The 25165-nt window shown below is 65.1% G+C and carries 10 protein-coding genes and 1 pseudogene; 9 read left to right on the plus strand and 2 right to left on the minus strand.

Features of this window, described 5'->3' with window-relative positions; translation table 11 throughout:
• The 3 genes and pseudogenes from F6S12_RS11760 to pelG all read left to right on the plus strand — a co-directional run.
• Window positions 1-264: pseudogene (locus F6S12_RS11760) on the plus strand (HEAT repeat domain-containing protein); the annotation flags it as partial.
• Complete coding sequence (gene pelF / locus F6S12_RS11765) at window positions 261-1793, plus strand: GT4 family glycosyltransferase PelF (protein WP_053151647.1); 1533 nt, start codon at window positions 261-263, stop codon at window positions 1791-1793. The pseudogene F6S12_RS11760 and the gene pelF, both read left to right, overlap by 4 nt.
• On the plus strand, window positions 1794-3164 hold the full coding sequence (gene pelG, locus F6S12_RS11770) for an exopolysaccharide Pel transporter PelG (protein WP_011061266.1): 1371 nt from the start codon (window positions 1794-1796) through the stop codon (window positions 3162-3164).
• 113 nt (window positions 3165-3277) lie between these two features.
• Here the strand turns inward: pelG and F6S12_RS11775 are convergent, their stop codons facing one another.
• Complete coding sequence (locus tag F6S12_RS11775; protein ID WP_315868921.1) at window positions 3278-4045, minus strand: substrate-binding periplasmic protein; 768 nt, start codon at window positions 4043-4045, stop codon at window positions 3278-3280.
• A gap of 490 nt (window positions 4046-4535) precedes the next feature.
• Here F6S12_RS11775 and F6S12_RS11780 point away from each other — a divergent pair, with 490 nt between their 5' ends.
• From F6S12_RS11780 to F6S12_RS11805, 6 genes are all read left to right on the plus strand, one after another.
• Complete coding sequence (locus F6S12_RS11780; protein ID WP_026020261.1) at window positions 4536-6677, plus strand: type I secretion system permease/ATPase; 2142 nt, start codon at window positions 4536-4538, stop codon at window positions 6675-6677.
• Window positions 6674-8062, plus strand: coding sequence for an HlyD family type I secretion periplasmic adaptor subunit (locus F6S12_RS11785; protein ID WP_053151654.1), 1389 nt, complete (start codon window positions 6674-6676; stop codon window positions 8060-8062). The genes F6S12_RS11780 and F6S12_RS11785 overlap by 4 nt, the downstream gene beginning before the upstream one ends.
• Before the next feature lie 2 nt (window positions 8063-8064).
• Window positions 8065-10224: a type I secretion system permease/ATPase gene (locus F6S12_RS11790; protein ID WP_011061270.1), complete on the plus strand. Its 2160-nt coding sequence runs from the start codon at window positions 8065-8067 to the stop codon at window positions 10222-10224.
• 121 nt (window positions 10225-10345) lie between these two features.
• Window positions 10346-19357, plus strand: a complete 9012-nt coding sequence (locus F6S12_RS11795; protein WP_315868922.1) for a TcdA/TcdB pore-forming domain-containing protein — start codon at window positions 10346-10348, stop codon at window positions 19355-19357.
• Window positions 19358-19447: 90 nt separating this feature from the next.
• Entirely contained in the window at window positions 19448-20905 is a 1458-nt protein-coding gene (locus F6S12_RS11800; protein ID WP_409999840.1) for a TolC family outer membrane protein, read from the plus strand.
• 128 nt (window positions 20906-21033) lie between these two features.
• Complete coding sequence (locus F6S12_RS11805) at window positions 21034-24234, plus strand: ATP-binding protein (protein WP_315868930.1); 3201 nt, start codon at window positions 21034-21036, stop codon at window positions 24232-24234.
• Here the strand turns inward: F6S12_RS11805 and F6S12_RS11810 are convergent.
• A complete protein-coding gene (locus tag F6S12_RS11810; protein ID WP_077934126.1) occupies window positions 24231-25148 on the minus strand; it encodes a LysR family transcriptional regulator in 918 nt (305 codons plus the stop codon). The genes F6S12_RS11805 and F6S12_RS11810 overlap by 4 nt on opposite strands.
• Window positions 25149-25165 lie beyond the last annotated feature (17 nt).

Below are 25165 nucleotides of genomic sequence, written 5' to 3' on the forward strand. Positions count from 1 at the left end.
CAGGCGCTGAAGCTGGGGGAGGGCGGCGAGCTGCTGTTGCTGGCCGGGCGCATCGCCCTTGAACGCGGTGACGTCGGCAAGGCGCGCCTGCACATGCACCAGGCCGAGGAGGCGGGCATGGACCCGGCCAAGGTCCTGCCGTTCCGCGCCGAAATCGCCTTTGAAACCGGCCGCTATGCCGAGATTCCCGGGCTGCTGCGAAGCCTGCCGGCGCAAATGCAGCAACGTCCGCCCTTTGCCGGGCTGGTAAGGACCTGGACATGAAGAAAACCCCCGACTCAACCCCCATCGCCGATGTCTGCCTGCTGCTCGAGGGCACCTGGCCCTATGTGCGTGGTGGCGTGTCCAGCTGGATCCACCAGATGATCCTCGGCCTGCCGCAGCTGCAGTTTTCGGTGCTGTTCATTGGCGGCCAGCGCGAGGCCTATGGTCAGCGCCGCTATGAGATTCCGGCCAACGTCGTGCATATCGAAGAGGTGTACCTGGAAGAGGCCTGGCGCAACCCCAGGCACAAGCGCGAGGCCCACAGCGCGTCCCTGGAGGAACTGAGCAACCTGTACCGCTACCTGCACAACCCGCAGAAGCCCGCCGCCGAGCTGGGCATCGAAGTGCTGGCATCCCTGGCCCAGGGGCGCATCACCCTGGACGACGTGCTCTACAGCCGGCCCAGCTGGGAAGCGCTGACCGAAGGCTACGAGCAGCACTGCGCCGATCCGTCCTTCGTCAACTACTTCTGGACCCTGCGCACCATGCAGTCGCCCTTGCTGATGCTGGCCAATGCCGCCCGGCACATGCCGCGGGCCCGGGTGCTGCACTCGATTTCCACCGGCTACGCCGGGCTGGTGGGCTGCATTCTCAAGCAGTTGTGGGGCTGCCAGTTCCTGCTCAGCGAGCACGGGATCTACACCAAGGAGCGCAAGATCGACCTGGCCCAGGCCAGCTGGATCGCCGAAAGCAGCAACCAGGCGCTGAACGACAGCATGGATTCCGGCTCCGGCTATATCCGCATGCTCTGGGTGCGTTTCTTCGAACGCATCGGGCATCTGGTCTATGAAAGCGCCGACCAGATCATTGCCCTGTACGACGGCAACCGCCAACGCCAGATCAAGGACGGCGCGCCCCCCGAGCGCACCCAGGTGATCCCCAACGGCATCGACCTGCAGCTCTGGACCCAGGCCCTGGAGGCCCGGGCCGAAGGCATTGCGCCGGTGGTCGGGCTGATCGGCCGGGTGGTGCCGATCAAGGACGTCAAGACCTTCCTGCGGGCCATGCGCGGGGTGGTCAGCGTGATGCCCGAGGTCGAAGGCTGGATCGTCGGGCCGGAAGAGGAAGACCCGGAGTACGTCGCCGAGTGCCGCAGCCTGGTGGCGAGCCTGGGGCTGGAGCAGAAGGTACTGTTCCTGGGCTTCCAGAAAATCCAGGACATCCTGCCGCAACTGGGCCTGATGGTGCTGACCTCCATCAGCGAGGCCCAGCCCCTGGTGATTCTCGAAGCCTGGGCTGCCGGCACGCCGGTGGTCAGCAGTGACGTGGGCTCCTGCCGCGAGCTGATCGAGGGCGGCGAGGCGGCCGACCGGGACCTGGGGCGGGCCGGGGAAGTGGTGGCGATCGCCGATCCGCAGGCCACCTCCCAGGCGATCATCGACCTGCTGCGCAGCCCCGAACGCTGGCAATCGGCCCAGGCGGCGGGCCTGTTGCGGGTACATCGCTACTACAGCGAGCGCTTGATGCTCGACCGCTATCGCACGCTCTATCACACGGCCATCGGCACCCCACACAAGGAGGCTGTGTAAATGGCCGGCATCGGTTTCGAACTGCGCAAGATTCTCTCCCGCGACTCCTACACGGCGACCCTGCACGCCTATGTCTATGCCGGCCTGATCAGTTCCGGGCCCTGGGTGCTGTCGATCCTCAGCGTGATGCTGGTGGGGGTGATCAGCCTCGGGCTGGTGGTGCCGGAGGTCCTGATCCGCCAGTTCCTGATCACCGTCACCTACCTGATGGCCACGTCGCTGATCCTGACCGGCGGCCTGCAGCTGTTTTTCACCCGTTTCGTGTCCGACCGCCTGTTCGAGCGCAAGTACGAGCAGATCCTGCCGAACCTGGTGGGCGTACTCTTGCTGGTGACCCTGGGCTCCGGGGCGCTGGGCATCCTGCTGCTGGTGACCCTGTTCGACCAGGCGCTGATCTACCGCCTGCTGACCCTGGCCAACTTCGTGGTGCTGTGCAACCTGTGGCTGGTGATCATCTTCCTCTCGGGGATGAAGGCCTATAACCGCATCCTCCTGGTGATGCTGGTGGGGTATGGCTTGATGGTCGGCAGCGCCTTCTACCTGCGCTACATGGGCATGGAAGGGCTGTTGCTGGCGCTGCTGCTGGGGCACAGCACGCTGTTGTTCCTGTTTCTCTACGACATCCTGCGTGAGTACCGGGCCGAGAAGCTGGTGGCCTTCGACTTTCTCGACCGCCGCCAGGTGTTTGTCAGCCTGCTGCTGACCGGGCTTTGCTACAACCTGGGGATCTGGATCGACAAGTTCATCTTCTGGTTCAACCCGGAAACTTCGAGCCAGGTGATCGGGCCGATGCGCGCGTCAATTCTCTACGACCTGCCGATCTTCCTCGCTTACCTGGCGATCATTCCCGGGATGGCGGTGTTCCTGGTGCGCATCGAAACCGATTTCGCCGAGTGGTACGACCGCCTGTTCCGTGCCGTGCGCGATGGCGAGACCTTGCAGCACATCGGTTCGCTGAAGGCCGAGATGACCTTCTCGATCCGCCAGGGCCTGCTGGAAATCTGCAAGGTCCAGGGGCTGACGGTGGTCCTGCTGTTCCTCTTCGGCCCGCGCCTGCTGGAGTGGCTGGGGATGTCCAGCTACTACCTGCCGCTGTTCTACATCGACCTGATCGGGGTGAGCATCCAGGTGGTGTTCATGGCGATTCTCAACGTGTTCTTCTACCTCGACAAACGCGCCATCGTGCTGGAGCTGTGCCTGCTGTTCGTGGCCCTCAATGCCGCCCTGACCCTGCTCAGCCTGCACCTGGGGCCGAGCTTCTTCGGCTATGGCTTTACCCTGTCGCTGCTGATCTGCGTGCTGCTGGGGCTGACGCGGCTGTCGACGGCGCTGGATGACCTGGAGTACGAGACGTTCATGCTGTCGCGTTGAGGAGCATCGGCAAGCGCGTGCTGCGGACCCGCGGCGGTGCTTTGCAGAGGCTTGCAGGATCGGGACGCCGGCTATGCCAACGCGGCCCGGGTTCTGCGCAGCACAGGGGGCGGTCAGGGAGCGTCGAGGTAGGATTTTCGCATTCTCTCCAGCGTGCCGTCCTTGCGCAGCCCCTCGACCGCCGCGCGCAGCTTGCGCACCAGTGTCGCATTACAGTTTCTGGAGCAGGCCAGGTACAGATCGGTGCTCATAAAGACCGGACTGACCTGCAACGGCTGAGTCGACACCTTGCGCCAGATGCTCTGGGTTTCGGGAATGCCGTTGAACCAGGCGTCGACCCGTCCCATCAGCAGCAGTTGAGCCGGGTTCTCGCCAATTTCAAACGGATAAATCTGGTTGTCGCCAAAGCCTTCAGCCCGAAGCTTCTGCTCTTGGGCACTGCCTCGGCCAACGGCGATCCGAGCGAAGGTTTCCCGTGCCTGCTGCAGGGTTTCGACGCGCGTGTGCAGGCTGAAGAAGGCTCTGTCCATGGTCATGATGGGCGCGATCCAGGTGTAATCGGCTTCTCTTTCCGGCGTGCGCGACAGAGGAATGATCAGCTTGTCGACGCCTTTGCGCACGCTTTGCTGGGCTCGTGCCCAGGGCACTTCGATAAAATGCAGCGTATAACCGGCCCGGGTCGCCGCTTCCGACGTCGCGTCGCCGAGGATGCCATGCAGGCCGGACGGGTCCAGCATCGATAAAGGCGGCGCTTCGGCGATGTACAGGTCGAAGCTACGGGATTCGGCGCCAGACACTGAGGGCACCCAGGCCGTCAGAACGAGCAGCGTCGTCAGGATCAGCGCTCCCCGCTGGCGCAACGATTGGATCATATGAGTCATGGCAGTAACTCAACAAACAGTGGCATTTCATGCTCTCGGATTAACGCTGCGTATTCGACAGGTGCAGAGACCGCCCCGCAACGACCTGCAAAACGTGTCGCCAAGATTAGAGGGTTATGTGCAGAGATGGATGGATTTGACGGATTATTTTGACCGCTGATTGCCATCACCGCTCAGGGCTGGCGCAACCAGTGAGGGCAGCGACTGGTACGCGCTGACACTCAGGTTGAACAGCCGTGGGCAGCGCTGTATCAGTAGCCTCGCCAGCCTGGGACCAGGTCCCTGTGCATGCGCAGCCTGGACATGCAGGGGATTTAGGGGACAGCCTTAAGTTTTAGTTAAAACGCTTCAATCAAACTGCTGATTATCATTCGCAATTAGCTGGCTCAGACTGCGTTCGTGCCTCCATGCTCCCTGGAGCAAGAAACGAGCGGTCTATGCCAGTCAATATTGCAACAACCCGCAGCCTGTCCTCAGCGGATGCTCCGCTATGACAGCGCTGTCTGCCCCATCATCCGCGGCCGATACGGCCGTTCACTCAGCCTTGGCCTGCTGCCATCTGCTGCTGCAACTGACCCAGGAACGCGTACCGCAAGCCGCGGCCCCGCAATCCCTGGACCCTGACCCTTCGCGGGACCTGCGCCAGGCGGTCAGGGACTATGCACGCAACGCCGGTGTCGATCTTCGCCTGGAACGCCTGGCGCTGACCCGACTGACCCCAAAGATGCTGCCCCTTGCCTGGCGCAACCAGAGCGGCGAATTCATGCTGCTGGCGCGGCTCTCGGACACCCAGGCGCTGGTGCAGCGACCTTCAATGCCGACCCCGGACATGCTCGATCGCCAGCAGTTGGCCGAGCAGTGGAGCGGGGAGGTGATTCGCCTGCGCCAGAGCGGTTTGCGCTTCGATCTGTCCTGGTTCGTACCGGAGCTGCTGCGCCATCGGCGGATACTGGGCGAAGTGCTGCTGTGCTCGCTGTTGCTGCAGGTGCTGGCCCTGGCGACGCCGTTGTTCTTCCAGGCGGTGATGGACAAGGTCATGGTGCACCGGGCGCTGTCGACCCTCGACGTGCTGGTGATGACCCTGGTGGTGGTGGGCCTGTTCGAGGTGCTGCTCAAGGGCTTGCGCGAATACCTGGCGGCGCACACCGCCAACCGCATCGACATCGGCCTTGGGGTCAAGCTCTTGCGCCATCTGCTGGGCCTGCCGCTGCTGTACTTCAAGCAACGCCAGGTGGGGGCGATCATCACCCGGGTCCAGGAGCTGGACAGCATCCGCGAGTTCCTCACCGGCTCGCTGCTGACCCTGTGTGTCGACGTGGCCTTCACCCTGGTGTTTTTTGCGGTCATGGCCTGGATTTCCTGGCCGTTGACCCTGCTGGTGCTGCTGACCCTGCCCCTGTATGCGCTGCTGGCCTGGTTCAGCACCGGCCCGCTGGAGAAACGCATCGAGCGCCAGTTCTACAGTGCGGCGCGCAACACCGCCTTTCTCAACGAAAGCGTCAGCAGCAGCGAAACCATCAAGAGCCTGGCGGTGGAGCCGCGCATGCAGCGTCGCTGGGAGTCGCAGACGGCGCAGATGGTCGAGGCCGGGTTTGCCAGCCAGACCCTGGGCAGCGCCATCAGCCAGACCGTGATGCTGTTGCAGAAAGTCACCGCGGTGGCGGTGATCTGCTGGGGCGCTAGCCGGGTCATCGACCTGCAAATGAGCATCGGCCAGTTGATTGCCTTCAACATGATGCTGTCCCACGTCAGCCAGCCCGTGGCCAAGCTGATCGAGGTCTGGCAGCAGTTCGTCCGGGTGCGGGTGTCGGTGGACAAGCTGGGCGACATGCTCAACCTGCCGGTGGAGCAGGCCGAGGGGGATCTGCGCCCGGCACAGGCGTTGCGTGGCGAAGTGCGCATCGAACAGTTGGTGTTCCGCTACCGTCCGGAACTTGAGTGGGTGCTGCGCGGCCTGGACTTGCAGATCGCCGCGGGGCAGACCCTGGGCATCGTCGGGCCGTCCGGGTCCGGCAAGAGCACGCTGACCCGCTTGCTGCAGAAACTCTACACCCCCGATGGCGGGCGCATCCTGATCGACGGCTTGCCCCTGGATCAGTTGCAGCCGGCCTGGTTGCGCAGCCAGATTGGCGTGGTGCTCCAGGAAAACTACCTGTTCAACCGCAGCGTGCGCCACAACATCGCCCTGCGCCATCCCACCGCCTCCCTGGAAAGCGTGATCGCCGCGGCGCGCCTGGCCGGTGCCCATGATTTCATCCTGCGCCTGCCCCTGGGCTACGACACGGTGCTGGCCGAAGCCGGCAGCTCCTTGTCCGGCGGCCAGCGGCAACGCATCGCCATAGCCCGGGCACTGATGGGCGACCCGCGCATCCTGATTTTCGACGAAGCCACCAGCGCCCTGGATGACGAATCCCAGGCGCTGATCCAGGACAACATGGCGAGCATCGCCCAGGGACGCACGGTGATCATCATTGCCCATCGCCTGTCTGCGGTACGGCATTGCCAACGCATCATCGCCCTGGAACAGGGGCGCATCAGTGAATCGGGCAGCCACCAGCAGCTCTTGGCCAACGGCGGTTGCTACTCGCGCCTGTGGGCGCTGCAACAGGCGCTGTGCAAGGAGGCGTCATGAGGTCCGGTGCACTGTTGTCTCGCTGGCGCCGCGCCTGGCAGCGCCTGGGTGACGCGCGGACGCTGCTCAAGCGCAGCCGCGACGAATACGAGTTCCAGCCCGGCTACCTGGAAATTGTCGAGCGGCCACCCGCGCCCTGGGCACGTGGCACGGCACTGCTGCTGATCCTGGCGATCCTGCTGGCCCTGGGCTGGGCGATCCTCGGCTTTCTCGACATTCATGCCAGTGCCGCCGGGCGCCTCATGGTCTCCAGCTACACCAAGGTGATCCAGGCGCACGAGGCGGGTGAAGTTCGCGCCATCCATGTGCGTGACGGGCAGCGGGTCAAGGCCGGCGAGGTGCTGGTGGCGCTGAACCCGATCGGCATCGACGCCGAGTTGAGCGAGTTGCGCACGCAACTGGACTTCAAGCGTCTGGAACTGGCCCGGGCCCGTGCACTGCTGACCCCGGACCCCTTGCACAGCTACCAGACGCCTGCTGGCCTGGATGCACAGCAGGTCGCGGCGGCCCGGGAGCAACTGCTCAGTACCTGGAAGGAAATCAGCGCCAACCTGGACAGCCTCAACGCCGAAATCGCCATCAACCAGGCCAATCAAAGGGCTCGGGGCAGCGAGATCAGCGCCCTGGGCAAGCTGGCCAGCAATGTGCGCAAACGGCTCCATGCACGCCGGGCGATGGCCGCCGAACAGCTGATGCCCCTGGTGGAATTGCTTGAGCAGGAAAAGGAGCAACTGGACGTCGAGCGTTCGCTGGCCCAGCAGCAGGCCGAACTGCAGGTGCTCAAGGCCCAGGCGCAGAACCGTCGGGAGCAGCGCGACAGCTTCCTGGCCAGGACCCAGCGCGAACAGCATGAATTGCTCAACCGCAGCCAACAGGAGATCGCCGTGCTCGAGCAGCAACTGATCCGTGGCCGCGACCGGCAGCGCCTGCAAACCCTGCTGGCGCCGGTGGACGGTGTGGTCCAGCAACTGGCGGTGCATACCCTGGGCGGCGCCGTGCAAGCGGCGCAGCAGTTGCTGGTGATCGTGCCCGAGGGGGCCGAGCTGGATGCCGAGGTCATGGTGCTGAACAAGGACGTCGGTTTCGTCAGGGCCGGCCAGCCCGTGGAGATCAAGGTGGATGCGTTTCCCTATACCCGCTACGGCACCTTGCGCGGCACCGTGGCCCATGTCTCCGGTGACGCCATCAAGGACGAACAGCTGGGGCTGGTGTTCCCCACGCGGATTCGCCTGGAGCGTGCGGCCATTGCCGCGGGGCAGGGCTGGATGCCCTTGCAGGCGGGGATGAGCGTGACCGGCGAGATTCGCACCGGCGAGCGGCGGGTGATCAATTACCTGCTGAGCCCGATTCGCGAGTATCAGTCCGAAGCGTTGCGGGAGCGTTGAGCATGACCCGCGCTTTCGATGCCGCTTCTGAACCCTCACCGACAATGCTCGACACCGGCCTGCACGCCCTGGCCTGGGCCGCCCGGCGCTTCGACCTGAGCATCAGCGTGGCGCAACTGACTCACCGCCTGGGACGGGTTGAAGGTCCGGCCGACAGCCTTGACCTGCGGCGCTGCGCCGGCTGGATCGGCCTGCGCGCACGGGCAGTGCAGAGCCGGGTGCAGCGTTTGCATCACCTGCCGCTGCCGGCGCTGCTGGACACCACTCGGGGCTGGGCGGTGCTGGACGCGGTGGAGGGCGACCGGGTCCGGGTATTCTGGCCGCTGCAGGGGCAATGCCAGACCCTGTCGCGCCAGGAGCTGGCGACGCTCTGGCAAGGCCATGATCAGGGACAGGGAGAGGTGTTGTTGCTGGCCGAGCGGCATGTGCAACTGAAGACGGGTGGTTTCGGCGTCTCCTGGTTCCTGCCGTCGATCCTCAAGCATGGGCGGCAGTTTCGCAGCGTGCTGCTGGTGTCGCTGATGCTGCAAGGCGTAGCGCTGGTCACGCCGCTGCTGTTCGAGAACATCATCGACCGGGTCCTGGTCAGTCGCGGCCTGTCGAGCCTGCAAGTGCTGGGGATCGCCATGCTGGCCCTGGCGCTGTTCGAGCCCTTGTTCGGCCTGTTGCGGTCCTGGCTGTTCAGCAATGTGGCGAGCAAGATCAACGCCGAGCTGTCCGCGCGCCTGTACCAGCATCTGATCCAGTTGCCGCTGGGTTATTTCCAGCGGCGCCAGAGCGGCGAGATCATCGCCCGGGTCGGTGAGATGCAACAGATCCGCCAGTTTCTTACCGGCTCGGCCTTGACCCTGGTGCTGGACCTGGCGTTCTGCGGGTTGTTCATCGCCGTGATGTACAGCTACGCACCGCTGCTGACCTGGGTGGTGGTGGGCTCCCTGGCCCTGTATTTCCTCTTCTGGCTGTGCGTGGGCCCCTTGCTGCGCAGCCGGGCCTTGCGCGAATACGAGTTGAATGCGGCCAACACGGCGTTTCTCACCGAGACCGTGACCGGCATCGAGACTATCAAGACCGGGGCCATCGAAAGCGCCTTCCAGCAGCAGTGGCAGCGCCAGTTGGCGGCTTATGTGCGTGCGGCGTTCCACACCCGCATCGTCGGGATCTGGGCCGGGCAGGGCATCGGCCTGATCCAGAAGCTGACCGCGGCGCTGTTGCTGTGGTGGGGCGTGATGCTGGTGCTGGATGGCCAGTTGAGCCCCGGCCAACTGGTGGCCTTCAACATGCTGGCCGGGCATGTGGTGGAGCCGATCCTGCGTCTGGCCCAGGTCTGGCAGGACTTCCAGCACACGCTGATTTCCCTGCGCCGCCTGGGGGACATTCTCGACAGCGACTGTGAAAGCGGCAGCGGCGGCCTGGCCTCGGTGCCAGCGTTGCAGGGCGGGGTGAGCTTCCAGGGGGTGCGTTTTCGCTACGAGGAAGACGGCCAGGAGGTGCTGCGCCAGCTGGATCTGGAGATCCAGCCGGGCGAGTTCGTCGGCATCACCGGGCCTTCCGGTTCCGGCAAATCGACCCTGACCCGCCTGCTGCAGCGCCTCTATGTGCCCCAGCACGGCCGGGTGCTGGTGGACGGCATCGACCTGGCCATCGCCGATCCGGTGGCCCTGCGCCGCAACATGAGCGTGGTGCTCCAGGAAAGCGTGTTGTTCGCCGGCAGCGTTGCCGAGAACATCCGCCTGTGCCGGCCTCAAGCCAGCGACGCCGAGGTGCGGCACGCCGCCGGTCTGGCCGGGGCGGCGTCCTTTATCGAGGCCCTGGCCCAGGGCTACGAGACCGAGGTGGGCGAGCGTGGCGGCCAGCTCTCCGGCGGCCAGCGTCAACGCATTGCCCTGGCCCGGGCCCTGTTGACCAACCCCGGCATCCTGTTGCTGGACGAAGCCACCAGTGCCCTGGACTACGAGTCGGAAGCGGCGGTGATGGCCAACCTGCAGGGCATCGTCCACGGCCGCACGGTGATCAGCGTCGCCCATCGCCTCAATACCCTGCGCCATGCGGACCGGATTCTGGTCATCGATCAGGGCCGGGTGCTCGAACAAGGCACACACCAACAGCTGCTAGCCCTGGACGGGTTGTATGCCCGGCAGTGGGCGCTGCAGATGAAGGACTGACCCCACCGACGGCAGGAGGACTCGCCCACCCGTCATGTCTCCCCACCCCGCAGTTCCATACCCCTAGGCAGCCCTTCGCGAGACGCAGGGCTTGGCTCAAAACAGACAAAGGATCATTGCAATGGCTTTTATGTCCAAGGGCTTCACGCGCCTGCTCAATACCCTGATCGACCAACAGATCAAGACGGCAGGGCGGCAAACCGAATGGTTCAACATGAGCGCCGACGAGCGTGCCGCGTACATCGGCCAGGTCGGCGAGCGCCTGCTGGAAATGCAGCAGAGCACCCTGAGCGTGCTGGCCGCCCAGCATTACCAGATGCAGGACAACCCGGTCTCGGTGGGCGATCAGTTGCAGGTGCTGCAACAACGCCGCAAAGAAATGAAGGCCATCGCCGACACCCCGGCCACCATTGCCTACAAGCAGCAACTGGACCGTGACATCCTGTTGTACAGCCGTCAGGACACGGCGATCAGCCACTATGACAGCACCTGGAACAAGGCCCTGCGGCTGCTCAGTCCCGGTGGCGCCAAGGCCGAGGTCCTGCAAGCCGATGCGCCGGCCAAGCAGAAAGAGCTCAAGGGCCGGATCAACCGCCTGGAGAAGCACCTGAGCCTGCAGGTGGCCGACTCCACCTTCAGCCAGACCTACGTGACCCTGTTCTCCGAGCTGCAGGCCTACAAGGAGGTGAGTACCCGCTACAACGCCTGGCTCAAGGCCGCCCCGCAGCAGCAGGCCGCGAGCCTGGACGCACTGGCCAAGCCGCCCCGGGCCTCCGACGAGCTGCCGGTGAACCTTTCACTGCTGATGATGGAGGAGCGCCCGGGCTACATCCGCATGAACGTGGCGCTGGTCAATGCCAGCACCGATGGCCGCTTCAAGGACTTCTACCTGGAGCACGGCCGGCTGGTGGTGCCCACCGACGGCGTGCTGAATTTCTCCTTTGGCACCGCCGCCCGTTCCCTGGCCTGGCAGCAACAGTACCGGCTCAAGAGCGAGCCACCGTCCATGCGCTCGCCGACCTATGCACCGATTCGCTCGGTGCTGGTCAAGACCGGGTTCGTCGAGCAGTACTTCGCCAACCACCTGGTGTCGGAAAGCTCCCTGCGCGAAGGCTTCAAGGCCCAGGTGCTGAGCAACGGCCGCAAGCTGCTGTTGACCGGCGTCGATCGCAAAGTGCCCAACCAGGTCGGCATCCAGGTCTCGGGCCAGTCGCCCGGCACCAGCGTGACCCGTGAAGTGCCCCTGGCTGGCGCCTTGAGCGAACTGATCAACCAGAACGCGGACCTCAGCAGCTTCCAGACCCTGGGCGTCGAAGACTATCGGCAGAACAGCTACCACCCGGACCGCGACGGCCTGTTCGTCAATATTCATGAGCTGGAACGCTCGGTCGGCTTTGCCGAGCATCAGTACCTGCTGGAAATGCCCCAGGGTGACGCTTACCGTTCGGCGACACCTTTTGCCGTGATGACCGTCGAGGGCGACAAGGTCAGCAGCAGCCACCTGAGCAAGGCCCAGACCGAGACCCTGTATCAATACAACGCAGCGTTTTTCGAGCGCCTGGAACAATTGCGCGGCGAGGGCTTCAAGGCCAGCCGGCTGTTCGCAGGCAGCAGCGAGCGCGCCACCTTCGTGCAACAGCTGACGCGCCTGCTCGAACGCAACCACATCACCCCGGCCGGGGTGCTGCTGGCGCAACACAGCCGCCCGAGCCTGCGGGATATCAAGGGCAACAACCTGAACAAGGTGCTGTGGGAACAGGCCTTCGCCGCGTCGGTCTGGCAAAGCCACGACAACGATGAGCTGCTGTTCGGCCTGGGGCAGAACCTGGTGAAGAGCCAGGCGCTGAGCAAAGTCCTGCAAGGCGGTTATCTGCAGAGCGACATTGCCCAGGCCAAATTGCTGCTGGCACCGCTGTATGAACAGTGGCGCGCCCAGGCGATCGAGATGGAAACACAGCGAGTGGCCAGCGCCAACGCCGGGCAGCATCCAGGCAACCCGAAGGTGCATGTCTTCGATCAGGTGGCGGTGGAGCGCGGCCTGGACAGCAAGTTGCTGAACCTGTTGTTGAGCGGCCCCCAGGGCCTGGCGCCGGCCGACGTCGCGTTGCGGCCGACGGTCGAGGCGCTGTTGTCCGGCGACCAGGGCCGCAGCCTGCGCAAGCAGGCGTTGTTCCATGCCCTGCGCCCCGTGGCCGACAGTTTTTCCAAGGCCGCGGTGCCGGTCAATGCCCATGCCGCGCTGACGCCAAAAACCGGCGCCGACAAGGTCATGATCAACAACCGGCTGAACCAGCCCGACCCCTACCTGATCCTCAATACCCACCCGGAGCAGGCCCGGACCGATGCCGCGCTGCTGATCCAGGACGACAAGTACCGCAGCTACAGCCAGTTCCGCCCCGATCCGAACAATGAAGCCACACGCTACATGAACGACCTGGACACCCCGTTCGTGGGGGGCATTTCCGGGACCACCCAGACCGTCAGCAATGCCTTGCCGGAGTTGTTCGGTAGCGCGCCGAGCATCAAGCAGTACTGGCAGTTCCAGATGGCCAACGCGGCCTTCATGATCCGCAACGGCTACCACTCGTTCTTCGAAACCCTGTATGTCGCCGCCCGTTATGAACCCCAGGGGCCGGACAGCATCGGCAAGGACCTGCTGCAGACCTTCGACCGCTACCGTGCCGAAGGGCGCCGGGAGGCTTTGCATGGAGAGTTGTACGACGCCGTGATGGCCCGGGTCCTGCCCATCGTCAATCAAGGCCTGGCGCCGAGCGAGGAGTTCCATCCACCGCGCTTCACCGACCTGGGGCCGCTGCCCGCGCTGTTGGGGCAGGCCGCCAAGGACCGGCAACTCAAGACGGGCCTGGCGTCGCTCGGAGCCGGCTTCGAACCGCGCCAGGGCAGCGCCGACATTCACCAGTTTGCCGCCGACCCGGTGCAGTTCGCCCAGACCCACACCCTCAGTGCCGAGGCCCTGGTCAAGGCGGGGCGCTTGCCGGCCCAGGGCAACGTGCAGTTGGTGGAAGTCGCGCCCAGGCTGTATGAGCTCGAATACACCGAGCACAGCGCCAACTCCGTGAGCGGGAGCCCGGACAGCGTGCCGGCGTATTTCCTCGGCTACAACGGGCCGAACCAGGCCAACGCCGCGCCGGCCTATGTGGACATTCCCAAGCAGGCGCGCGCGGGCAGCTTCCTTTTTACCGGCACCTTGTCGGGCTGCTCGCTGGTGGTGACCAGCCTGGACGCCACTACCTATCGGGTCTATCACGACGGTCGGGTCAACAGTTCGCTGCTGTACGACAACGTGGTGATGGCGGTCGACTACAAGGACTACCAGGTGGCCGGCACCGCCGAGGGCCTGGCTGCGGCGTACATGCAGGTCGTCGACGGCCAGTGGCAGTTGGTGTTCCAGCGCCAGGAGTACCAGCGCGAAGGGCAGATGGTCTGGCCGAAGTTGCGCGAGGGTGCAGAGCCGCTTGCCATCCAGACCGCCGACAGCCAGGTGCAGGAACGCAACCGGACCCAGTTCGCCGAGTACCGCGAACAGGTGCACCAGAACCTGAAGAAGGTGGCGAACCAGTTCGGCGTGTCCACTGAAGGGGTGGCCGATGGCGTCTACAGCGGCGGCGACTTTTCTCCCGAGCACCCGGCCATTGCCGCCTGGAATCGGCTGCGCGATGCGGTCCAGGCCAAGGTCAGCGCCGACATCGAACAGCTCGGCAACCAGCGTTATCAACTCCAGGAGCAGCGGCGCGGGGCCAGCGACAAGAGCCTGATCGACCAGCAGATCAAGCAGCTCAACCTCACGCAGGATTTCTACCGGGCGCAGTACGAACCGGTGTTGCGTGAGGCCGCTTCGGTGGAAAAGACCTGGCTCTGGCAGCAGATCCAGGCCAAGCAGGGCACTGCTGCGGTGGTGCGCACCGACGACACGGCGATCCAGGGCGGGGGCGATGAGCGCAGCACCAGCGTGGGCGAGCGCTACGCCATTGCCGAGGCCTATCAGCGCGGGGCCCGGGGCACGGCATTCAGTGACGGTGTGCGGGATTTTCGCGAGATCAAGATCCCCGGGCTGGACGACAAGAAGTCGGCCCTGGAGATGAAGCGCCTGTTTCTCGACGGCCAGCTCACGCCTGGGCAGCGTGGCGCCCTGAGTGCCCGCATCAGTGAGACCAGCCAGGCCGAATACATCGACAAGGTGCTGCGCCAGACCGCGACTCTCAGTGAAGACTTCCGGGGCGCCGGCAGTGTCTTCGGCCAGTTGGCGCCCCAGGACTTCTACCTGTCGCTGGTGGGGGACCGCTCCGGAGGCCGCTGCTACCCGCTGGTCAGGGCCATGGCCGTCGCCCTCGCCAGGGGCGGCGAGGCGGGGGTCAACAGCCTGGTGCAGAAGCTGTTCCTGGCCTCGGCCGATCCCCAGGCGGGCAGCTCGACCTTGCTCAAGAACAGCCTGATCCGGCTGCATTCCAATGTCGACGCGGTCCAGGCCTCCAAGGCGCTGGGGCAGTTCCAGTTGTCCGACGTGGTGGCCCGGCTGGCCAACGGCAGCAGCGACTCGATGTTTGCCCTCAACACCCAGAACCACTCGATGATGGTGGGCAGTACCCAGGGCCCCGAAGGCCGTCGCTACTACTTCTATGACCCGAACGTGGGGATCTTCGCTTTCGACTCCAGCAAGGGCCTGGCCAAGGCCATGGAGCAGCACCTGGTGCGCCGAAAACTGGCGGCGCACTACGGCTCGTTCGGCAGCCAGTCGCAGCCGGCCTTCAACCTGGTCGAGATCGACACCCACAAGATGGCCGAGGTGCCGGTGGGCAGCGGGCTGAACGTTGCCGATCTGTCCCGTCCCGAGGAGTTGGCCGGTGTCATCGGCCAACGCCGCCAGGTGGAGCAGGCGGTGGGTGCCCAGCAGCGCGTCAGCCAGGACCTGCGCCTGGGCGCGGCGCTGACCACGTTCGACGCCGAGCAATGGGGCGCGCGCTTCGACGCCGCCAGCACCCGGCTGGCCCGGGAGCACCAACTGAGCAGCCAGTGGATACCGATCATCGCCAACACCGAGCCACAGCCGGAGGGCGGCTATCGGGTGCAGTTCATCAACCGTGACCAGCCCGATCAGACCCGCTGGCTGAGCACCGACGATGGCACCTTTGTCGAATTCCGTCGTTTCGTCGATGAGCACATGAGCGTGCTCAACGAGCACTTCACCCTGGAGCATGGGCAGATCCGGCCCCGCGGCGGGGTCGGCGAAGTGGCGCATGTGGACGGCCTGAACGCGGGCTTTGCGGTCCAGACGCTGATCCAGTGGTTTGCCGACAAGAACCGCAAGGATGCGGCCCAAGGCGTGGTTTCACCGGACCTGGCCACCGCCCTGAAGATCCATAGCTACCTGGGCCTGGCGCAGATTGGCCATGGCACCTTGCAAGATGTGGCCAAGGTCACCCAACTGGTGCAAACCGCGTTGCGCGGCGAAGCCCTGGCCGCCGAGTCCTCGCTCAAGGACTTTGCCTCGACCCTGGGGCACACGGTCAACGAGGGCGCAGGCGTGCTGTTTGGCGGGGCCATGGTCGGCCTGGATGCCTATGAGCTGGCCCATGCCGAGAACGATGTGCAGAAAGCCGTATTCGGCACCCAGCTGGCGTTTGATTCGGCGAGTTTTGTCAGTGGCGCGGCGGGTATCGGTGCCGGGCTGATCGGCGCTTCGACAACGGCGGCGGTGCTGGGCGGCGCGGGGGTGATCCTCGGTGGCCTGGCGGTAGGCTTCACGGCACTGGCCCAGGCCTTTGGCGCGGTGGCCGAAGATGCCAAGGCGGTGGGACGTTACTTCGACACCCTGGACAAGGCCTACCAAGGCAACGGCTACCGTTATGACGAGAAACAGCAGGTGCTGGTGCCCCTGGCCGGGGCGGTGGTCAAGCGCCTCGACCTGCGCTCGAACGAGGTAGGTTTCGACAGCCAGTACATTTACCGCACTCACCACGGCTCCACCGGTTCCGGGGCGATCAACTACTTCTTCTGGGTCGGGGACTTTCCGCGGATGATCCACGACCGCGCCCAGGCGATCGAGGTGCGCAGCGGCATTGGCCACGGCGCCAAGCCGCCCAGACTCGAACACGGTGACAGCAGGACGGTGATCCTGCCGGGCACGCCCAAGTCCTACATCAGCTACGAGTACATGATCCTGCCGGGGGCCACCACCCGGCATGACACGGGTTTCGATGTGATTCGCAAGCTCGAGCAGGACCGGCGCTTCGACTACGACTTCTACATCTTCCCGAGCGAGGAGACGATCCGGCGGATTCACCAGGAGTACGTCGAGACGCCGGTAGAAGTGCTGCTCGATGGGCACAACCGGCAATTGGTGGTGCCGCAACTGCCCAAGGAGCTGTACGGCTACCTGCGCTACGACATCCAGGGCGCAGGCGGCGAATACCTGATCGGCCTCAACGAAGGCACCGAGGTCAGGCTCAGCAACGAGGCCGGCCGTCAGCCGTCACGCTGGATCATCGACAGCAGCCAGCTGGAGAGCGACAGCATCACCGTGGCGAAGGACCACTTGCTGGTGGGCGGGGTCAAAGTCAGGCTCGACCCGGCCCAGAGCGGGCAGGTGCTGCTGGTCAACGCCAAGGGCGAAGTACGGGCAGCCGATTTTGCCGGCCAGACCACCTACGTGGTGAAGGAAGACGCCAGCCAATGGCAGGTGTCCGGGCAGCGCATCGAACAGCACCTCAAGGAGCTGGCCCAGGCCCATCAGTTGCACGGCCAATACGTGGTGGTGGAGAACTACAAGCACGGTGAGCGCAATGTCGGTCGGGCGTACTACGAGGTTGCCAAGGACCGCATGCTATTCACCGACACCGATGTGCAACAGGCGCGCAACGCCCAGTTGGGGGCGGTCATCGGCGAGCATGCCTACTTCGTCGATGCCGAGAACGCCGCCGCGTGGCGGGTCGATATTGCCAGCGGCAAGGTCGATGCGCAGTCCGCCCCTGCGTTCAACCAGAGCGCCGGCCAGATCAGCCGGTTCTGGCAAGAGGGCGATGCGGTGTATCTGGCCCGTCGTTATCAGCTCAAGGAGCGGGAAGCCGAACTGAGCTTCCGTATCCTCGGTGACCGCATGGAGCTGGTGGGGGTGGTCGGCGATGAGTCGTTGCTGCAACTGTCGGCAAGCAACAGCCAGCATGGCAAGGACGCCAAGACCCTGCTCAATACCCTGCTCAAGGGCTACGAGACTCAGGCGACCCTGCGCGACACCCCGGTGTACAGCCTGGGCGCGCCCGTGCTGGAGCCGACTGCGGCAGAGCTGATCACGGTGTTTGGCCTGGACAACGCCAAAGTCGCGCACCGCTACTGGGTGCGCAGCCGCGACGGCATCGTGATCAAGCCGAACCTGGCACCACCGGCCGGACAGGCGCCGAGTGCCGATGCCCCGGGGCAGGCGCAAAGCGCCTGGCAGATTCCGGCCGACCTGGTGTTGGCGGGCAGCCAGGCGCAGCCCGGTGGCCAGGAAGTGTTTTATTTCTACAGCAAGGCGCAGCAGGTGCTGTTCCGCCAGGAAGGGCCGGGGCAGAAGGTGCTCGACGCCGGCCAGCCAAGCGCCTTGCGGCTGAGCACGCCGCCCCTGGCCAATGTGCTCAATCTCAATGGCCATCTGCTGGCCGTGACCAACGACGGGCGCATGGCCCGGATCGAGGCGACGGGACGGCTGAGCTATGAGGCGGTCAACGAGCATTGGCTCAAGGCCCACAGTAACTGGTGGAAAAACCTCGCCGAGGTCGCCGGCAGCAATGCCACCCTGGCGGTATTCGGGGTCAAGGCCGCCGACGGCAAGAGTGCGCTGCCGGTGTGGTACCACAACGGTCAGGTGGTGGTGGCATCGTCCGCGCTGCAAGGCAAGCCGCTGCAGTTTCTCGGCTTCGACAGTGCCAGCGCCAGTGCCCGGCTGTTCGAGCCCGAGAGCGGCAAGCTCTATCTGCAGCCGCCGCTGACAGCGCAAGCACTGGCCACCGCGTTTGGCAAAGACGAGGTGCTTGAGGCCTCGGCGCAATTGCCGGCCGCCATTGACTGGATGCCCAAGCTGCAACTGCGTTCGGCGGTCCAGGTCGATGCCGGGTTGCGCCTGACCACGGTGCAAGGCGAAGTGCTGCTGCGCAGCAACAACGGCGATGTGCAACTGGTGGCCGTGGACAAGGGTTGGCAACAGGCGCGGCTGGGCAATCTGCCCCAGGCCCTGGCAACGGTGGCTGGCCAGTGGGGCGCCAAAGGCGTGTTGAGCTTGCAGGACGGCGACACCCGCGGCTGGTTCGATATTGCCAGTGGGCAGATGTTCGCCAGCAACGGCATCCCGGGTGGCAGCGACTTGCGCTTTATCGGCGTCGCTGCCGGGACGCCGAACTCGGCCTATGTCTACAGCCCGACGGCGCAGGCGCTGTATCAGGTCAAGGACGGCAAGGCGCTGCAGCTGGGCCATTACGCAAATGTCGAGCGCATCGGCTCCTCGCTGCTGCTTCAGGGAGCCAGCGGCAATGCTCCTCAGGATGACCTGGCGCCGCCGTTGATTGCCGGGGTCGACAGCGTGGTGCTGCACGGCGGCGCCGGGGATGACACCTATCGTTTCAGCCCGGCGATGTGGGCGCATTACCGTTCGGTGGTCATCGACAACGATGATCCGGGCCTGGCCCTGGATCGGGTGATCCTGCCGGTGGCCGATGGCAAGAATATCCTCGTCAGCCGTCGGGGCGAGGACGTGCAGCTGACCGACACGGGCAATGGCACCGCCCTGGTGCTGCGCCAGGTGCTGGGCAGCCAGGCGGCCGCCCATGGGCATTTGCTGATCGAGCTCAAAGGCGACTCGTCGATGCTCAGCGTCGAGCAACTGCTCAAGGGCTTTGGTCCGAGCGGATCGGCCGGGGACAGCGTGTTCGAACTGGCCTGGAGCCAGCGCGAGACGCTGCCGGCGGCGAACGCTCTGGGCTCGGCGGCGAATGAGCTGGACTCGGCTGCGGATGGCCGGGGCCCCAGCCTGGCAAAACTCAGCGGGGCCATGGCGGCCTTCGCTGACACCGGCGGTGCTCGCGAACAGCTGCCGAAAAACCATCAGGCCGCGCAGGCGGTGCTGGTGCCTTCACTGACCTGACCTCGCAGGAGAAACACAGGAGGGGCGCAAAGCCTCTCCTGTCTGCGGCGCCCTCTTTTCCCGGTGTTAGATCCAACCATGAGCAAACCCATGAATTCGCGGCAGCGAGCCCTTGCCGGCTGGCTGCTTGCCGTCCCGCTGCTGGCGGCGCCCCTGGCGCAGGCGGCCTCACAACACCTGCAACACCTGTCACAACCCCGACCCGAGGCACTGCCCAGCGACCTGTGGCGGGTGTATCTGGATGCCCGCGAGCACAACAGCGAGCTGGCGGCGGCCCAGGCCGAACAGGCGGCCCGCGCCGAGGCGGTGCCCCAGGCCAGGGCCGGCCTGCTGCCCACGCTGTCCGCCAGTGCCGATCTCAATGCCACCAGCACCTCCCTGCAGCAGCCGCGGCAGGACACCCGGCGCAGTGGCACCAGTTATCAGGCGGTGCTGAACCAGCCGATATTCCGCGCCGATCGCTGGTTCACCCTCAAGGCCGCGCAAGCTGAAGACCAGCAGGCCCAGCTGGAGCTGGCCGCCGCCGAGCAGAAACTCATGTTCGACAGCGCCCAGGCCTACTTCGGCCTGCTCAAGGCTCAGGACGCCCTGGCGGCGGCCAAGGCCGAAGAAGCGGCGCTCAAGCGCCAGCAGCAACTGGCCGAACGGGGCTTGCAGCTGGGCCTGTCAGACCGCACCGATGTGCTGCAGGCCCAGGCCGGGCATGACACGGCGCGGGCCAACCGCATCGTGGCGCAGAAGCAGACCGACGATGCCTTCGAAGCCCTGGACACCCTGACGCATCAGCAGTACCAGGCAGTCCAGGGGTTGCGCCACGACATGCCGGTGCTGTTGCCCGAACCCAACGACGCCCGGCGCTGGGTGGACACAGCGGTGCACCAGAACCTGACCCTGCAGGCCAGCCAGTTTGCCCTGGAGGCGACGCAGCAGACCCTGAGCGCGCGCAAGGCCGGGCACGCGCCGACCCTGGACGCGGTGCTGCGCTACCAGACCGGGGACAACGACGCCCTGGGCTACGGCAACAGCGATATCCGTGGCAATGGCTACGGTGGCAATGTCGAGCAGCGCACCGTCGGTCTGCAGTTGAACATTCCGCTGTTCAGTGGCGGCCAGACCCGCTCCCAGGTGCGCGAAGCCCACCAGCGGATGAACCAGCGCGAGTACCTCAACGACGGCTTGCGGCGTCAAGTAGTGGAGCAGACCCGCAACCTGCATCGCGGTCTCAACAGTGGTGTCGATCAGGTGCAGGCGCGGCGCCAGTCGATCATCTCCAACCAGGGCGCCGTGCTGGCCTCGCAGATGGGCTTTCAGGTCGGAACCCGCAATATCGTCGATGTGCTGGAGGCGCAGCGTCAGCTCTATAACGCCGTGCGCCAATACAACAACAGCCGCTATGACTACATTCTCGACACCCTGCGGCTCAAGCAGGCGGTGGGGACATTGTCGCCCCAGGACCTCAAGGCGCTTTGTGATTACCTCAAGGCCGACTACGATCCGGACCGCGATTTTCTGCCGCCGGAGTTTCCACGCCGGCTGGCAAAACGCTGACAGGGCCAGGCAATGCCTCGGACAAGGGTTGGCGGGCACCGATTTTTTTCAGGTAAAGGGGGACAGGGTTGTACGGGTTATTGGACTTCTTCGACAGTCACAGGCGCTGCTGTTATGCCCTGGGCGTGATGATCGCGGGCGGCGCCGCAGGGGCGCTGGGCAACTACTACCGTGTGCAAGTCGAAGACGTCTACCGGGCCAGCATCCAGATGCAGACCCGGGAGCAGGCCCAGGACCTGGAACAATGGAAATCCAACGGTTTTGCCATTGGCGCACTGTCGATCCTCGGGCGTCACAACCCCTCGCTCAAGCGTATTGTCCTGGAGCCCGAACCCTCTGCGGATCTGATGGAGCGGGCCACTATTCCCCTCAAGACCCTGTCCCTGGTGGTGGACGCCAACCATGCGTTTGTTCTCAACCGGGAAGGGGTGGTGGTAGCGGCCCATGACCAGCAGGGGCAGACGCCCCTGGGACTGAACGTGGCCTTCCGCCCCTACTTCAAGGTGGCCCTCAATGGCGGCAGCAGTGTCTACGGCGCCATCAGCGCCACCACCGGCACTCGCATGTTCTACATGGCGGCACCGATCTTCGAGTCGCGTACGCGCCAGGACAAGGTGATCGGGGTGCTGGTGGCGCGTTTTGATGCCGATAGGCTCGATGCCAGCCTGAGCAAGCCGTACAGCGACGATCTGCAGATGATCCTGTCCCCCAGCGGCGTGGTGCTGGCCGCCAGTTCCCCGGCCTTTATCCTCAAGTCCGACCGCGCCTGGCCCTGGAACCGGTTCACGGGGGAGATCCGCCGCCAGTTCAGCGACTATCGGTTTGCCAACGGGGTGCCCGAACGCTTGCCCTTCGATGCCCATCAGTCGGTGATCCAGCTGGACGGCCGGCGCTATAGCCTGTCCCGGGTGGATTTCGACTGGAATGACCCGAGCGGTCCCTGGACCCTGATCACCCTGGGCGACCTGGATACGCTGTTGCCGGGGGAACAGGTGCTGCTGATCGAGGGGCTGAGTGCCCTGGTGTTCTTGCTGTTGCTGTGGGGCGGCCTGCGGCGTCTGGCCGATGCCCGGCGGCACAAGCGCGACGTGGCGCAGATCGAGCAGAGCGAACAGCGCCTGGACATGGCCCTGCAAAGCGGGGCCCTGGGGCTGTGGGACTGGAACCTCAGCCTGGGGACGGTCATCAACAACGATGTCTGGCTGCAGATTCTTGGCTACAGCAAACAGCAGATGGAACAGGCCTTCGGCCATGGCCTGGAGCGCTGGACCGCTCTGGTGCATCCGGACGACTACGAGCCGGTCATGGCCCGGCTCAAGGCGCACCTGAACGATGAAGTCGGCGAATACCGCGCCGAATACCGCATGCGCAACAAAGAGGGGCAATGGCTGTGGGTGCTGGACATCGGCAAGATCATGCAGCGCGACGCCAATGGAGCACCGACGCGGGTTACCGGAGTGCTGCAGGACATCAGCGAGCGCAAGGCGGTGGAAGCGCAAATCCAACAGTCACGACAGGATGCCGAGCGGGCGACCCAGGCCAAGTCGGAGTTTCTCGACTGCATGTCCCATGAGATCCGCACGCCGCTGAACGCGATCATCGGCATGGCCCACCTGGCACTGGACCTGCCGCTGGAGCCGGTGCAGCGCGACTACATCGAAAAGATCGACCGTGCGGCCAAACACCTGGTGGGCACCATCAACGGCGTGCTCGACCTGTCGAAGATCGAAGCCGGCAAACTGAGCATGGAGCAAGTGGGCTTCGACCTGCGGGAACTGGTGGACGATGTGTTGCTGCTGGTCCGCCAGCGCGCGGAAGAAAAGGCGCTGCGGCTGCAACTGGATATTCCGGCTTCACTGCCGCGCCGTTATGTGGGTGATCCGCTGCGTCTGGCCCAGGTGCTGACCAACCTGGTGGACAACGCGATCAAGTTCACCGAGGCCGGCCATGTCTGTATCGGTGTGTGCCTGGTGCGCCAGTGGGATCATCAGGCGCTGCTGTGCTTCAGCGTCACCGACACCGGGGTGGGCATCAGCGACGAGCAGCAGGCCCGCTTGTTCAATGTCTTTGTCCAGGCCGACCGGTCCATCAGCCGGCGTTATGGCGGCAGCGGCCTGGGGCTGACCATCTCGAAGAAAATCGTGCAACTGATGCAGGGCGATATCTGGGTGAAAAGCCGGCCGGGGCGGGGCGCAACATTCAAGTTCAGCGTGCAGTTGAGCCTGTCGCCGTTACCGCTTGAGGAACACTGCACCGCGCCCGCCGCAAGCTGCACCGCGCCTGCCGGGCCATCGACTGGCGCCGCAGCGGGGCAGGGCGCGATCAATGACCCGGTACGCTGGCTGGCGGGGACGCGGGTGCTGGTGGTCGAGGACAACCGGCTCAACCAGGAAGTGTTGCAGGGCCTGCTGCAGCGCGTGGGGGTCCAGGTGGTGCTGGCGGCGAACGGTGCGCAGGCCCTGCGTCTGTTGCTTGAGGAGGGGCGCTTTGACGCTGTGCTGATGGATTGTCAGATGCCGGTCATGGACGGCTTCGCCACGACCCGCAAGATTCGCGGGTATCCGCACCTGCGGTGGCTGCCGATCATTGCCGTGACCGCCAGTAGCCAGGCCGATGTGCAGGGCAGGGCGGTGGCGGCCGGCATGAGCGATCTGCTGAGCAAGCCCCTGGAGGTCGCGGCGTTCTATCGGACCCTGGTGCGCTGGATCAAAGCGACGGACATGCCGGTAGCGCAAGTTCCGGCGCCTCCGGGTACAAGCGTCTTGAACTCGACTTATGCAGGCATCGACGCCGCGCGCGGGCTGGCGGTGGTGAACCAGGACCTGGCCCTGCACCGCAAACTCCTGGCCGACTTTCGTGACAGCCAGCAGCAGGTCATCGAACGCTTGTGGCAAGCCCATGCCGCAGGGGACCTGGCCGCCCTCGGCTCTCTGGCCCACAGCCTGCAGGGCAACGCTGGGAACATCGGTGCCACGGCGGTCAAAGAGGCCGCTGGACAACTGGAGGAACAGGCGGGCGGGCCGGCAGCGCTGGGGCCGTTGATCGAGCAGCTGGCGCGGTGCCTGGAACCGGTGCTGGCCGGCCTGGCGTCCCTGCCAGGGGCAGCCGACGGGGATCTGGCACCGCAGCAGCTGGGGCTGGACCCTGAGCAGGTGTTGGCACTGGAGCGCTTGGCCAAGCTGCTGCGCAGCCATAATGCCCAGGCCCTGGCGCTGATCGATGAACTGTACGAGCAATACCCCTGTGGCCCTCTGCGGGCCATTCAAGAGCGGATCTACCGGTTGGAGTTCCAGCAGGCCCATGACCTGCTTGTCGACTTCCAGGGCTAGCGGGTGTCCTGGGTCAGGGCCTGATAGCGGGCCATGCGGTCGGTGCAGTGCTCGACCAGGCATTGATGCAAGGCGCGCAACGACGAAGTGATCTGCGAGCGGTGCGAGACCACCAGATTCAGCGGCGCCGCGTCGGACTGCCAACCGGGCAGCAGCGCCAGCAAGCGACCGGCGAGCAGGTCCTCCACGACATTGAGCAGCGGCAGGTTGACCACGCCGTGGCCAGCCACGGCCCAGCGCCGTGCGGCATCGCCATCATCACAGCAAAAATGCCCTTGCACCGGCACGTCCTCGACCTTGCCGGCCCCATGGAAACGCCAGCGGCTCTCCGGGCGGCCAATGCTGTGGCAGATGATGCATTCGTGCTCGCTCAGCTGTTCCGGCGACTCGGGCTGGCCATGCTCGGCCAGGTAATCGGGCGCGGCGCAGGCGATGAAGTAATGCTGCTTGAGCACCGGTAGCTCGACCAGATCCAGTGCCAGGTTCTTGCCATAGCGCAACGCCGCATCGAAGCGGCCCTTGAGCAGGTCCTCTTCCTTGTCGCTCAGCGCCAGCTTGATGTACATGCGCGGCCGTTCCTGCTTGAGCCGGGCGAGCATGTCCAGCAGCAGGTTGCGGCCCAGGTCGGAAGACACCGTGAGTTCCAGCATGCCGTCATCGTGGCGCAACGAGCGCTTGCCGTTGGCCAGGATCTTCAAGGCGTGCTGGGCACTTTCCAGGTAGCGTGCGCCTTCGGGGGTGAGCTTCATGGTGCGGGTGGAGCGGGTGAACAGCCGCACGCCGAGGCGGTTTTCCAGGCGCTTGAGCCCCAGGCTGGCGGCAGCCGGGGTGATCGACATGACGCGAGCGGCGGGGGACAGGCCCTGCAGCTCGGCGATCAGAATGAACAGCTCCAGATCTGCGAAGTTAGGCATTGGCCAGGCTCACCATC

This window comes from Pseudomonas sp. JV245A (assembly GCF_032424515.1).
Classification (GTDB): Bacteria; Pseudomonadota; Gammaproteobacteria; order Pseudomonadales; family Pseudomonadaceae; genus Aquipseudomonas; species Aquipseudomonas protegens.

What these genes read in the sequence shown, in the direction of transcription:
- pelF (WP_053151647.1), top strand. Translation starts at nt 261, where the DNA reads ATGAAGAAAACCCCCGACTCAACCCCCATCGCCGATGTCTGCCTGCTG.
- pelG (WP_011061266.1), top strand. Translation starts at nt 1,794, where the DNA reads ATGGCCGGCATCGGTTTCGAACTGCGCAAGATTCTCTCCCGCGACTCC.
- F6S12_RS11775 (WP_315868921.1), bottom strand. Translation starts at nt 4,045, where the DNA reads ATGACTCATATGATCCAATCGTTGCGCCAGCGGGGAGCGCTGATCCTG.
- F6S12_RS11780 (WP_026020261.1), top strand. Translation starts at nt 4,536, where the DNA reads ATGACAGCGCTGTCTGCCCCATCATCCGCGGCCGATACGGCCGTTCAC.
- F6S12_RS11785 (WP_053151654.1), top strand. Translation starts at nt 6,674, where the DNA reads ATGAGGTCCGGTGCACTGTTGTCTCGCTGGCGCCGCGCCTGGCAGCGC.
- F6S12_RS11790 (WP_011061270.1), top strand. Translation starts at nt 8,065, where the DNA reads ATGACCCGCGCTTTCGATGCCGCTTCTGAACCCTCACCGACAATGCTC.
- F6S12_RS11795 (WP_315868922.1), top strand. Translation starts at nt 10,346, where the DNA reads ATGGCTTTTATGTCCAAGGGCTTCACGCGCCTGCTCAATACCCTGATC.
- F6S12_RS11800 (WP_409999840.1), top strand. Translation starts at nt 19,448, where the DNA reads ATGAATTCGCGGCAGCGAGCCCTTGCCGGCTGGCTGCTTGCCGTCCCG.
- F6S12_RS11805 (WP_315868930.1), top strand. Translation starts at nt 21,034, where the DNA reads ATGATCGCGGGCGGCGCCGCAGGGGCGCTGGGCAACTACTACCGTGTG.
- F6S12_RS11810 (WP_077934126.1), bottom strand. Translation starts at nt 25,148, where the DNA reads ATGCCTAACTTCGCAGATCTGGAGCTGTTCATTCTGATCGCCGAGCTG.